The 13738-nt window shown below is 42.2% G+C and carries 12 protein-coding genes and 1 tRNA gene; 9 read left to right on the top strand and 4 right to left on the bottom strand.

Features of this window, described 5'->3' with window-relative positions; genetic code table 11:
* Positions 1–264: 264 nt before the first annotated feature.
* Both DD657_RS03300 and DD657_RS03295 read left to right on the top strand, forming a co-directional pair.
* Complete coding sequence (locus DD657_RS03300) at positions 265–1623, top strand: type III secretion system chaperone family protein (protein ID WP_287048477.1); 1359 nt, start codon at positions 265–267, stop codon at positions 1621–1623.
* Positions 1624–1641: 18 nt separating this feature from the next.
* Positions 1642–2724 (top strand): trypsin-like peptidase domain-containing protein, encoded by a 1083-nt coding sequence (locus tag DD657_RS03295; RefSeq protein ID WP_068689670.1) that lies wholly within the window; start codon positions 1642–1644, stop codon positions 2722–2724.
* 90 nt (positions 2725–2814) lie between these two features.
* On the opposite strand, the gene DD657_RS03290 is transcribed toward DD657_RS03295, so the two are convergent.
* Positions 2815–2886: transfer RNA gene (locus tag DD657_RS03290), tRNA-Met, on the bottom strand.
* A 184-nt stretch (positions 2887–3070) separates the two neighbouring features.
* Between DD657_RS03290 and DD657_RS03285 the strand changes: the two genes are divergently transcribed.
* Complete coding sequence (locus DD657_RS03285; protein WP_068689672.1) at positions 3071–3628, top strand: GNAT family N-acetyltransferase; 558 nt, start codon at positions 3071–3073, stop codon at positions 3626–3628.
* Between the two features lie 128 nt (positions 3629–3756).
* On the opposite strand, the gene upp is transcribed toward DD657_RS03285, so the two are convergent.
* The 3 genes from upp to DD657_RS03270 are packed head-to-tail and all read right to left on the bottom strand — an operon-like array spanning position 3757 to position 6648.
* Positions 3757–4413 (bottom strand): uracil phosphoribosyltransferase, encoded by a 657-nt coding sequence (gene upp, locus DD657_RS03280; protein WP_021988935.1) that lies wholly within the window; start codon positions 4411–4413, stop codon positions 3757–3759.
* Positions 4414–4443: 30 nt separating this feature from the next.
* Positions 4444–5499 (bottom strand): mannose-1-phosphate guanylyltransferase, encoded by a 1056-nt coding sequence (locus tag DD657_RS03275; protein WP_118773120.1) that lies wholly within the window; start codon positions 5497–5499, stop codon positions 4444–4446.
* Positions 5500–5511: 12 nt separating this feature from the next.
* Positions 5512–6648, bottom strand: a complete 1137-nt coding sequence (locus DD657_RS03270) for an ATP-binding response regulator (RefSeq protein ID WP_068689677.1) — start codon at positions 6646–6648, stop codon at positions 5512–5514.
* 293 nt (positions 6649–6941) lie between these two features.
* Here DD657_RS03270 and DD657_RS03265 point away from each other — a divergent pair, with 293 nt between their 5' ends.
* From DD657_RS03265 to DD657_RS03240, 6 genes are read left to right on the top strand one after another with little or no spacing between them, the layout of a single operon-like run.
* Positions 6942–7319: a response regulator gene (locus DD657_RS03265; protein WP_021988938.1), complete on the top strand. Its 378-nt coding sequence runs from the start codon at positions 6942–6944 to the stop codon at positions 7317–7319.
* A 1-nt stretch (position 7320) separates the two neighbouring features.
* Positions 7321–8460 (top strand): sugar transferase, encoded by a 1140-nt coding sequence (locus DD657_RS03260; RefSeq protein WP_068689679.1) that lies wholly within the window; start codon positions 7321–7323, stop codon positions 8458–8460.
* Positions 8461–8478: 18 nt separating this feature from the next.
* A complete protein-coding gene (locus DD657_RS03255) occupies positions 8479–9237 on the top strand; it encodes a TolC family protein (RefSeq protein WP_021988940.1) in 759 nt (252 codons plus the stop codon).
* A gap of 1 nt (position 9238) precedes the next feature.
* A complete protein-coding gene (locus DD657_RS03250; protein ID WP_287048474.1) occupies positions 9239–11428 on the top strand; it encodes a GumC family protein in 2190 nt (729 codons plus the stop codon).
* Positions 11421–12854 (top strand): O-antigen ligase family protein, encoded by a 1434-nt coding sequence (locus DD657_RS03245; protein ID WP_287048472.1) that lies wholly within the window; start codon positions 11421–11423, stop codon positions 12852–12854. Before DD657_RS03250 ends, DD657_RS03245 begins: the two co-directional genes overlap by 8 nt.
* A complete protein-coding gene (locus DD657_RS03240) occupies positions 12838–13737 on the top strand; it encodes a glycosyltransferase family 2 protein (protein WP_068689683.1) in 900 nt (299 codons plus the stop codon). Before DD657_RS03245 ends, DD657_RS03240 begins: the two co-directional genes overlap by 17 nt.
* The last annotated feature ends 1 nt before the right edge of the window (position 13738 follow it).

The raw sequence follows: 13738 nt of genomic DNA, 5'->3' as shown, positions 1-13738 counted from the left end.
ACGCTCTGCAAACAACTTCCGGAAATAAACAATTCCCTCAACTGCCGTAAAACTACTTTTGCGAATTTAGCGATATTTTCGGCAAAACAGGTAAAGCAAACGATTGTTTTTCCGGGATATTAAAAATTTCAAAATTTCATCCCAAAAAAGAAAATCAAAAGTTTTCATTTATATATTTGTGTGCATCGTGGTAAAGATGCAAGCGGTATTGAGAATACGTCTATCGTAAGCAGATAGAAAAATACAATATTAAAAATTATTCTTATGAAACAAACTTTAACCTTCACCCCTTCAACCATTGCATCTACGCAGAGCAAACTCGACATTGCCGCATTCGATACAAGCGTTGAAGCTTTCGAAAACAAGGAGTATCTGAAATCTTTTTACTCACTTTTAGAATATATCAATAAAGATTTTCGTACCCGATACGGAAATCCTGCAGGCACAGAATTCAATATTCCTCACGGTTCCATTATCGTCAATATAAAATTGGACAACGGGCAACTTGCCATCAGAGCTCCTTTTGTCTCCCTCCCGGAAAAAGGACGCATTCCCTTGTTGAGACAAGTTGCCGGATTGAATTTCAATGCTATGGACCTGGCACAGATCATCCTGAAGGACAACCAGCTTTATTTTGAATACAATTGTCCCATCGATCTGATTGAACCTTACAAAATATATTATGTATTGGAAGAAATCTGCCGGACCGGCGATAAATACGACGACGAATTCGAAACCAAATTCGGTTCCCAACGCATCTATGAACCTAAAATAACTCCCTACGACGCTGAAACGGTCGAAAACATCTACCGTGTACTTCAGCAAAGCTGCCAGGAATGCCTGGATGCTGTAAAATACTTTGAAACAGCACGGAAATTCGGGTTTATCTGGAATGTCATCGATATCACTTTGATGAAATTCTTATATTTCGCCCATCCGCAGGGGCAATTGCTGAACGACCTGAATAAAGCCGTACGGGAAATGGACCGGGAAGACATTCCGCTGCCGGACATTGTCAATCAAGGGAAGCAGGTGCTTGAACATCTGCAGGGCATGTCCAGGGAAGAACTCGCCAAAGACCTGTATTATGCGGAATCCTTTATTCCGGCCAAACGCCGCTCAAACCTGCAAAATATCCAGGAAAATTTCGAGGGGTGTTATAAAAAAGTATCTGCCTATATGGAATCCGGCGATTATATGACGGTGTGCATCATGATCACATACAAATTTTATGAAATGTATTACTACAACAACTTACAGGATGATGTCAACGCCGTTGTCGTAAAAGCCATGACCAAAGCCTCTGCCCAACCGTGGGAAACTGCCGCTCCTATACTTTACGAAGCCATGGAAAACATCATGGAAGATGAACTGGACGACGACGACGACGAGGAATCGGCAGAAGGCGAATTCGATCTCAACCAGTATATGCAAAATGTACAGAACATCCAACAACAGATGATGCAAAACATGCAGCAAATGATGCAAGGCAATAATATGCAGGATTATATGCAAAAAGTACAGGCTTTACAGCAGCAATTGATGAGCGGCAGCCTCAGTGCCGAAGAGTATACACAGAAAGTTCAGGAATTAGCAGCCGGTAATTTCGGAAACAATCAATAATATCCAAATACAAAGATCATGGAACAGAATTTATTTAAAGCAATATATAAAGTGAATCATGCCGATGGATCAGGCAGTTGTTTTTACCTGAAAGACCAAAATCTTTTTGTAACGAATTATCATGTCGTACAAGGCTTCCGGCAGGTTGCCCTCGAAGACAACGACAAAAACCGCTACCTGGCTAATGTCATATTGGTAAATCCGTCCGTCGATATTGCGCTCCTGACGGCCGAAGGTGATTTCTCGGCAATACCGGCAATACATTTAGCCCAACAGGACGTCTGTATCGGTCAAAAGATCAACGTGGCCGGATATCCTTTCGGAATGCCGTTTACCGTCACCGAAGGTACGGTATCTTCCCCAAAACAACTGATGGACCACAGCTACTATATACAGACGGATGCGGCCGTAAATCCGGGAAACAGCGGAGGTCCCATGTTAAACGAGCAAGGAGATATCATCGGTATCACCACCAGTAAATTCAAAGATGCCGACAATATGGGCTTCGGTATTCCGATTGCCGCTTTACGTACCTTACTCGAACAAACCGCAACTCTGGACAGAACCCAATTCAACGTACAATGTAATAGCTGCGACGAATTCATTTCTGACGAAGATGAATATTGTCCTTCCTGCGGTGAACAATTGCCTGAAAATATTTTTCAACAACGCGGATTAACGGAATTGGCCAGCTTTTGTGAGACTGCGATTCAGGCCATGGGTATCAATCCGGTTCTGGCCAGAGTAGGCTATGAAAGCTGGGTTTTCCATAAAGGCAGCTCAGAAATCCGGATGTTTGTCTACCAGCGTTCTTATTTATTCTGTACTTCACCGATCAATGTCTTACCGAAGAAAAACCTCGAACCGATATTGACTTACCTGATAAGTGCGGAAAATATAAAACCTTACCAACTGGGACTCGACGGTAACCAGATTTATCTCTCGTACCGGATTCATATCTCCGATCTCCAATCCACACATGCAGAAGAGATTCAGAAAAACATCACCAATATGGCATTCAAAGCAGATGAAATGGATAATTACCTTGCAGATACATTCGGGTGTGAATTTTCTGAATATGCCAAAAAAGATGCGATATAAGCCAATAAAAAATCACAGCGCATATAGGCTGTGATTTTTTTATTTCCTGGAAAAGAAAAAGCGAACCGGAAAACCGATTCGCTTTTTTAGTAGCGGGGGCCAGATTCGAACCGACGACCTTTGGGTTATGAGCCCAACGAGCTACCACTGCTCCACCCCGCAATATAATTCAAACACTTGTTCTGTTTGACGGGTGCAAATATAGAGTGTTTATTTCAGATATCAAAATTATTTCGATAAAAAATAGCGATATTTTTTTAATATTCGGATTATTGACTTTTTTAGCGTATTTTCGTAAAAAATAAACCGGCTAAAAAGAGATATATAAACAATAAACAACATAAAAATGGAATTGAGCAGAATCAGAACAGCGGATGATGAACGTATGAAGAAACTGGCAACCTTATATCAGGAAGCTTTTCCAAAATCCGAACGCAGGGAAATTGCCCAGTTAAACGAATTAATCGAACACAATTCTGAAATGTATTTCAATGCCATAGAAGAAGACGGCACATTAGCAGGCCTTTTCATATACTGGAAATTTGAAGACTTTTATTACCTGGAACATTTGGCCGTCTATGCAGAAATGAGAAACCGGAAAATCGGCCAGCAGGTATTGGATTTCGTTGCCCGGCACCTGCCCGGCGAACGCTTACTTGAAGTCGAACACGCCACCGACGAACTCACGACCCGGCGGGTCAATTACTACCGGCGCAACGGATATGAAATTGTAGACCGGGAATACCTCCAACCCTCTTACGACACTCCGGAAGAAAGCTATCCCTTGTGGATCATGAGTAATACACCGGACACGGACAAAGAAAAACTGGCCCGTCAGATTCAAACGATAAAAGAAGAAGTATATTACAAACACTACCGTCAGATTGTAGATTGTAGATTGTAGATTGTAAATTTTAGATTATAGATTGCCTGCAAACTGATTCGTTATCAGATTTTTAATCTAAAATCGAAAATTAAGACCTGTTTTGCATTCAAAAATAAAATCCGGATTTTTCACCCGGATTTTATATTCTATTTTTTCTCCCCAAAAGCCAGGTCACCGGCATCGCCGATACCAGGATCGATATAAAATTTTTCAGTCAGCGCATCATCCAGCGCAGCCGTCCACAAAGTCACCGGTTCACCGGATAATTCCCGCTCCACATACTCTACTCCCTGCCGGCTGGATATCACAGCCGCAATATGAGTATGTTTCGGCAAACTTCCCTGTTTTAGCAATTCCCGATAGGCAATCACCAAAGAGGATCCCGTTGCCAACATCGGATCAACCAATAAGAGCTGTTTACCTGTCAAATCAGGCGTATATATGGAATCAAAACGTACTTCCAAACGTCCGTCCACCCGGCTATAAGCCCGACGGGCGGAAATAAAAGCATTTCCGGCGTCATCAAAATAATTCAAAAAACCTTGATGAAAAGGTAAACCGGCACGCAACACCGTCGCCACAACAACTTTTTCGTCCGGCAATTCCACATACGCCGGATTTATGGGTGTCCGCACACAACAACTCGTATAAGAAAAAGTTTTACTGATCTCATAAGCCATAATCTCTCCCACCCGTTCCAGATTTCTTCTGAAACGCATCCGGTCTGTCTGTTTCTCACAATCCCGGATTTCCGCCAAAAATCGATTACATACTGAATTTTGTTGATTAATGATATGAACCATAATACCGATTACAATTGATTTCCTATAAAATTACATCCCTTCGGAGAATTCTTTGATCCTTTGTTCCTCCGTTTTTTTACAAATAAGAAATACACCTCCCTGCTCTGCAACAATATAACCTTCCAATCCCTGTACGACCATTTTCCGGTCAGCACCGATCCGGACAATACAATCATCACATTCCACCAATTTCACCTGTCCCCCGATTACAGCATTATTCTGTTCATCTTTCCGGGACAACTCATGCAAAGATCCCCAGGTCCCCAAATCGGACCAGCCAAAATCCGCCGGGAAAACATAAATATTCGGCGCATGCTCCATAATGGCATAATCGATGGATATCTTCTCACAACAGGGAAATTTATCATCTATTGCCCGTTGTTCTTCAGAAGTATAATAAACGGCCTCCATACTGTCAAACAACTCCGCCATTTTAGGCTGATATGTCCGGAAAGCCTTTTCTATCGTCTTTACACTCCATAAAAAAATACCCGAATTCCAAGTAAAATTCCGGGATTCCAGATAAGTTTTCGCAGTCTCCAAATCCGGTTTTTCCTTAAAACTCACTACCTTTTGTATCTCTCCGGCCTGTTCTGCACCCACTTGTATATAACCGTATCCGGTTTCCGGACGGGTAGGCCTCATTCCTAAAGTCAGTATATGATCTCCGGAAGCCGTAAAATCCAATCCGGCATGAATAACCCGGTCGAATTCAAAAACGTCGGTTACAACATGATCGGAAGCCGATATGACCAAATTAGCTTCGGGATATTTCTTCTTGATTTTCCAGGCAACATAAGCAACACACGGAGCTGTATTACGCATACAAGGCTCCAGTAATATATTCGAACGGGGAAGTTCCGGCAGTTGTTCTTCCACCAGGGATTTAAATTTCAAAGCAGTAACAACCCATATATTCTGCATCGGACATACATTCCGGAAACGATCGACGGTAGACTGCAACAAGGTTTTTCCCGTTCCCAATATATCAATAAACTGTTTGGGCTTCTCAGGCGTACTCATCGGCCAGAAACGGCTGCCGATCCCCCCTGCCATTATTACGACATGATTATTATTCATCGAAATTCAACGTATTATTCAATTCAACGATTCTGCCTTAGGTAAGGAAAAAGAAAATTCCGAACCGATGTTTTCAGTAGAAACAAACCATAACCTTCCCCCGTTTTTCCGGACAAAATCCCGGCATAGCAACAACCCCAAACCGGATCCTTCCTCGCTGGCTGTCCCGTAAGTTGTAAAATGACTTACATCGTGTAATAATTTCGCCTGATTCTCAGACTTTATTCCGACCCCATGGTCTTTGACCGATACCACAACTTCTCCCTCCTCCTCCCTCACGCTTACCTCTACGACCGTATCGTTATGACTGAATTTAATCGCATTGGAAAGCAAATTCCGGATAACACTTTTGATCATTTCGATATCTACCGTAACTTCAAATTTATCGGTAGTCTTCATTTCTACTTTTATATTCTTAATCGCAGCAACCGACGCAATGACGTCCATTACACCATGGGTTAATTCGGCTATATCCACAACCTGCGGTACAATCGTTATTTTCCCCAGTTGGCTCTTCGTCCACTTTAAAAGATTATCCAGTAAAGCGAAAACTTCTTCGGAAGTCTTATTGCTCATTTCAAGCATATCGAAAAGATCGGGGTCCATATCGTCCCTTGTAACGCTCATCATGATCGTATTCAGCAACATCTTCATAGAAGCCATCGGCGACCGTAAATCATGAGCAATAACTGAATAAAGCTTATCCCGGGCATCTATCGTCTTCTGCAATTCCTCTGTCTGCCGCAATATAATCCGTTTCGCTTCTACCAATGACAATTGATGACTGATTCGTACCAACAGCTCTTCCTTCCGGAACGGTTTGGATATAAAATCATTACCTCCCATCTGGAATCCTTTCACCACACTCTGCGCATCATCCAAAGCCGTAAGAAAAATAACCGGTATTTTACCCAGCTTCTCATCTTCACGCATACGCCGGGCAACTTCAAAACCGTCCATCTCCGGCATCATGACATCCAATAATATCAAATCAGGATTTTCCCGTACAGCCAAATCCAAAGCCTCTTTCCCACTGGTAGCCGATACGATATTATACTTTTCACGTCCCAGTAATGCTTTTAATAATAATACGTTAGGAGCAACGTCGTCGACAATCAAAATTTTATATTCTGAAGGATTGATTTTCATTTCCAATACCTAATTCTATTTCGCCCCTCAAAAATACAATTTATATTTATTTTTTATACATTCTTTAAGGATAAGATTGAATTTTAACACAATGACTTTTCCTGTTTTTTATCTAAAAATCAGATATAAACACTACAATATGAGATTATTTTACTATTTTTGTCCAATTATTTGCATGTATAAATTTATATTTGTAAAGTGTATGTATATATTATGATGGCAGGTATCTTACATGGCTTCATGATTAAACTTAAAAATCAGGTCATACAGGCACTTTAGTATAATAATACCGAAACAGCATGGACACAAAGCCCCGGATACTCATTGTCGATGATAAGCCCGAAATTGCCAAAGTCATTAAAATACAGATGTCAGCGGAGTATGATATCGTTTATTTCCCGAATCCGATAAAGGCATTGGTATGGATGCACGAAGGCCATATCCCCGATCTGATCATATCGGATGTTTATATGCCCGAGATGAACGGAAATCAATTCATACAACATCTGAAAAGCAGTTCCATGTTTTCGTCTATACCTATTATCGTTTTGTCCAGTATGGAAAATAGCGGAGACCGGATTAAATTGCTGGAAAACGGTGCCGAAGATTTTATTCTGAAACCTTTTAATCCCCAAGAATTAAAAATCAGAGTCCGGAATACACTAAGAAAACGATAAAATGAACAACATATATATCGGGAATAATCCGGAGTGGTTCGAACATTTCAATAGCATAACGGGACATCAACTGATCGCATTTCAGAACTCCCGGGAAGCAGCTGGCCCGATTGCAAACAGTTGTTCGACTCACGTCCACACTCCGTTGTTCGTTTTTTTAGAATCCCAAAATCCGGAAGCAGATAAGAAAGAATTGGAAATATGGAAAAAAAACCGAACGGATAACCTGTATCTGATTCTGGTAATTCAGGATATTTCTCCCAAACAAATTTACGAATACATACATTCAGGAGTCAATGAAATTGTCGATGCTACCATTTCCGAAGAATCCCTCAGACAGATCCTATCTGTCCTTCCCCGCTTGAAAAAACAGGAAGACCTGCAAACGACACCTCAAACATTCCACTTGCCTCTTTGGAAGCGGTTATTCGATATAATTGCTTCAGGTATTGCTTTATTGCTGCTATCCCCGGTGTTTTTATTTACAGCAATCGCCATTCGTTTGGAAAGCAAAGGTCCGGTTATTTATACGTCCCAAAGAGTTGGAAGCAATTACAAAATATTCGGTTTCCTCAAATTCAGGTCCATGTACACCGATGCAGACAAACGGCTGGAAGAATTTAAAAAACACAATCAATATCAAAGCCAGGAAGAAAACAAGGCTGTTTATTCCGCACCGGTATCGTATAAAACAGAAGCAACGATCCTGATCGGAGACGATTTTCACCTTACCGAAAAAGAATACCTGGAACGCCGTAAAAAATTAAAAGAAAATAATTTCATAAAAATAAAGGACGATCCCCGGATCACCCGTGTGGGGCATATCATACGCAAATACAGTATCGATGAACTTCCCCAACTCCTGAATATTCTGAAAGGGGATATGTCTGTCGTCGGCAACCGTCCCCTGCCCTTATATGAAGCGGAATTATTAACATCGGACGAATACATCGAACGGTTTATGGCCCCTTCCGGCTTAACCGGATTGTGGCAGGTAGAAAAAAGAGGAACAGACGGGATTCTATCGGCAGAAGAAAGAAAGCAATTGGACATCCAATATGCACATAAATTTTCATTCTGGTTTGATATGAAAATTATCCTCCGGACTTTTACAGCTTTTATCCAAAAAGAAAATGTTTAGAACATTAACAATAACACCATGAATATCAAACACTTTATATTATCTTATCTGTTATTGGGAGTATGCTGTTACAGTTTCGCCCAAAAAAGCGATACGGATACGGCACGATATTCTCCGCACCTGCTTTCGACGGAAGAATTTCAGCATTTTCAACTTCCTCCTCTAGAAACCCTGTTTGAAAATGCCAAAAAAAATCCGCGGATAGCAGCCATCCAGGCCTCTATTGAGGCTGCAAAATACGATACCAAGCTAGCGAAAAGAGATTGGTGGAGTTTCTTCTCCCTCCGTGCAGGCTACAATTACGGTATACTCGGAACTTACATCGACCATGAAACCGAATACCTCCCCCTTACGACAACTTACTCCGGGAGCACCCAAAGCAGTTGGCAAATCGGAGCCAATATCAACGTTCCTCTGGATAATCTGATCAATCGCCGGCTAAAAGTCAAAAAACAACAACAACTTGTTGAATCCGCCGAATTCAACCAGGAAATCGCATTTAATGAAATAAAGGCGGAAATCATCGAATTATACGGAGATATCCAATATCAACTCAAAATGTTGAAACTGGCTATCGAATCCGTAATCATGTATGAAGCCGATTACAATGTCGTTAAAAGTGATTTTATCAATAACAAAATATCGACCAGCGGATTGACCGAATTGAAAAACTCTCAGAAAAAGGCCCAGGCAGAATACGAATTGATAGCAAGCCGTCTCAATATCTATCTTTTAAAGCTGGAAGTTCTTACTAACACCCCATTAATTCATAAATAAAATGATATATATCACGTATTTTATCAAATTCTTTTATCGTATCCGCTATTGGTTAATTATTTTTCCGGTATTTATTACCTTATTTGCCATCTGGTATACCCAGAAAATGCCCAAAAATTATACGGTAAACAGCTCGATATACACCGGTATTATCACCGGCGTCAACGTCATGTCGGAAACGGGAGCAACAACGACCAGCTATACCCAAGGCAGTATGATGGATAACCTGTTGAATCTGCTGACTGCCGACCAAACCCTGAAACAGGTATCTTTGCGCCTGTATGCCCGGTGTATGGTTTACGGTGATCCGGAAAAAGACAACATTTACATTAACGCAGACCATTACCGTCAACTCTATGAGCACGGCGAACCGATACACCACCTGATCGATAAGAGTTCTTCCAATGACTCCATCAATGAGCAAAGAACATACGAAAATCTGGTAGCATACGAAACCAACGATCCTTCCAATTATGTCTATGGCATATACCAATACCAATTACCCTATGTCAACCGGGAATCCTTGCAGAAAATCATTGCTTTCCGGATCAGCAACAGTGACGTACTCGAATTATCCTACACGACAGACGATCCGGGAATCACCTATCAGACATTGTGCATTTTAATCGACGAGTTTATTCACCAATACCAGGAATTACGTTTCGGAGCCACGAATTCCGTCATTGCATTTTTCGAAGCCGAACTCCAGCGCATCGGTAAAGAACTGAAGGCAGCAGAAGACGATTTGACCGTTTACCGTACCGACAACCGGGTTATTAATTATGATGAAGAAACCAAGCATGTCGCTGCATTAAACCGGGACTTTGAACTGCAATACTGGGAATCCAAAAATGCTTTCGAAGTGGCCGACAGTATCAGAAAAGACCTGGAAAAACGGATGGGTATATATTCCGATATTATCCGGAACAACAAAGATTATATTTATCACAACGAAAAAATCACCCGTTTGAGCGAGCAACTGGCTATGGCAACCTATTATCCGGAAGGAAAAATTACCGCCAAGGTAAAAGATTCCCTGGCCGGGGAATTAGCGGCCAGTCAGAAAGCCATAGAACAAACCATACGGGATTTTGAAGGCTTGAGATATACAAAAGAAGGCATTGCCAACGACGCTGTGGTAGAAGAATGGCTGAAACAGGAAATAGCTTATAAAAAAGGAGAAGCCGAACTGCATGTTTTGCAGGAACGGGCCAGACAAATGTCGGGCAAATATACGCATTTTGCCCCCATCGGCTCAGTACTCAACCGCAAAGAACGGGTTGTAAATATCTTTGAAAAGGAATATTTTTCAACGATGGACGCATTAAATTCCGCCCGTTTGAGACAAAAAAGTCTGCAAATGACATCGGCAACCCTCAAGGTCATGAATGATCCATATTATCCGCTAACCTCATTGTCTAACCACCGGAAAAAGATTATTATAGGTGTATTTTTCGCCTCCCTGGTTTTCACCATATTCTTCTTCCTGCTGATAGAATTGATGGACCATACCTTACATCACAAATTCAAAGCCGAACTATTGACGGGCAAACAAGTGATAGGCGCCTTTTGCAGAACGCTGCGCATACAATCCAGACGATTCAACCAATTATACACAACTCTGTCTGCACAAACGTTATGCAATTATGCTACGACCTACTTCAAACCCGGTCAAAACAACATTATCAACCTGATCAGTAATGAACCGGGAGAAGGAAAAAGCTTCGTCAGTAACCAGATGGCAGAACAGTTTAAGGCCCAAGGTCTGGAAGTAAAACAGCTATCCTGGCATGACAACTTCCGAACGGATTCCGACTCTTTCACCCCAATACCCGGGACACAGGATCAGGATCCGAACGGCAAAGCCGATCTGAAAAATCAAGTCATCCTGGTGGAATATCCTTCTTTAAAAGAGGCAGCTTTAACAACTGATATTCTGCAAGGTGCAAGCGTGAATCTGGAAATCGTCGATTCCCGGCGAACCTGGAAAAATACAGACCAGCTACTATTCAACCGAACAAAAGAAATGGCCGGTAAAACTCCATTATTCCTGGTTCTGAATTATACCAAACGGGATGCCGCAGAAGACCTGAACGGCCTGATGCCGCCTTATACATTTTTTAGAAAATTATTTTATCGGTTATCTCAATTGGGACTGACAGCCACCGACCGACACAAAAAATATGTATAATTTCCGTTATAAATACCCGATAGCCCTTGGACTATTTGCCGGTTTAGTCATTATATTCCAGCTTATTCTCCATCAGGGAACTGCCGTAGCATTGGCTTTTGCAGCTTTGCCGGCTATTTTATTGGGTATCGGCGGAATAATACACAAACAGTATACCTTTTACGCCTTTTTTATTCTCAATTATGTCATCATGGGAATAAACCGGTACATTCCCATAAAAAGCGGCATGATCATGACGGTTCTGGCTCTAGGTATAATCGTAATCTCAATGGTAAAAGAGATACAAACCCGCCAGAATTGGGAGCGCTCCAAAAACTTTCTGACATTCGCCTGGTGTATCTGGCTGGTGTATTGCATATTGGAGATATTCAACCCCAGTGCACTGGCAGCTCCCTGGAGTATTGCTATCGCCAATTACGCATTTTTTCCTTTATTCTGCGCTATTCTGGTTCCGGTTTTCTTTACCCGTTACAAAAATTTCCAATGGCTGCTGGTCATATGGGCCAGCCTGACCCTATTAGCGGCATTCAAAGGATATTGGCAACGCAACCAGGGATTCGATACAACAGAATTACGTTGGTTATTTGAAGAAGGAGGCGGAAGCACTCACCTCATCAACACCGGTATCCGCTTTTTTTCTTTTTTCAGTGATGCTGCCAGCTATGGGGCGAGCATGGGCTTATCCCTGATCGTTTTCGGCATTTCCGGATTTTACGCAAGAAAAAAATGGCTCAAAATACTCTTTTGGCTGGCTGCTTTAGGCGGAGGATACGGACTTGTTATTTCCGGCACCCGCAGTTCGCTGGCAATTCCGTTTGTAGGACTCGCCGTTTACCTGGTACTGTGCCGAAATACAAAAGCCATTTTTACGACAGCCGTTCTGTTGATCGGCAGTTTTGTATTTCTGAATTACACGACAATCGGCAACAGCAATCGTCTGATCCGGCGTATGCGCTCGGCATTCGATCTAAACGACGCTTCTTTCCAGATCAGGCAAAACAACCAACAACAGGTTTATCACCTGATGAAAGACAAGCCTTTCGGAATAGGCCTGGGATTAGCGGGAGACAAAGCCGACCGTTTCAGACCGGTCAACCGGCACGATCCCCTCACCTATATGGCAACAGACTCCTGGTATGTCATGACACTTGTCGAAACAGGAATTGCAGGCCTTACGCTATACCTTCTTATTTTATTGGCCATATTATTCAAAGCGACTTATATCGCTTCTTTCCGGATACTCAACCGGGAACTGCAAGGACAATTATATGCCATCATTGCAGCGATCAGCGGAATTCTGGTCACTTGCTACGGAAACGAAGTATTGAATTATCCGAACGGTATTATCGTATATACACTAATGGCCATCTTGTATATTGCGCCATATTACGACAGAGAATTGAATCAGCATGAAGCAAACACCTGAAATATCGATTATTACAGTTAATTACAACGGCTTCAACGACACCTGTGACTTACTCGATTCCGTACAGGAACACCTGCATACCCGTACCTACGAAATCATTGTCGTAGACAACGGTTCCCGGAAAAATGAGGCAGCCATGCTCCGGCAGCGTTATCCGCATGCCATCGTTCTCCGGAGTGAACAAAATCTGGGTTTCGCCGGAGGCAACAACCTGGGGATAGCACAGGCTCAGGGAAAATATATTTTTTTGCTCAACAACGACACCTATATTAAAGACGATAGTCTGTCCGCTCTCTGTGATACACTCGAAAACAATCCCGATATAGGAGCCGTAAGTCCGAAAATACGCTTTGCATTTCCACCTTACGCCATCCAGTATGCCGGATTCACCCCAATGACCCGCTACACCTTGCGCAATCATGCCACCGGATATGACGAACCGGACAAAGGGCAGTACGATATTCCGGGTCCGACGGCCTTCCTGCACGGGGCAGCCCTCATGTTCAAAAAAGAAATTCTGGAAGAAATCGGCAACATGTCCGAAATATTTTTCCTCTATTACGAAGAAATGGACTGGTGTAGCCGGCTGACCCGGCAAGGATACCGGTTGTGGTATCAACCTGCCTGCACTGTCTACCACAAGGAAAGCCGGTCTACGGGAAACGACAGTCCGTTGAAAACCTATTATCTCAATCGCAACCGCCTACTGTATTCCTGGCGTAATTGTCCGGGAGCAGAAAAATGGATCGCTTTATTTTACCAATTGACGATAGCTATTCCTAAAAATATAGTGTTAAATTTGCTGAAAGGAAGAACACGACAGGCAAAAGCCATTTGTAAAGGATGCATGGACTTTTTTTCATTAAAAAACAAAAAGAAATAAG

It is taken from the genome of Culturomica sp., assembly GCF_003524185.1.
Taxonomy (GTDB): domain Bacteria; phylum Bacteroidota; class Bacteroidia; order Bacteroidales; family Marinifilaceae; genus Culturomica; species Culturomica massiliensis.
Note: the sequence above shows the minus strand (reverse complement) of the source record. Positions and strands in the feature narration are given on the sequence as shown.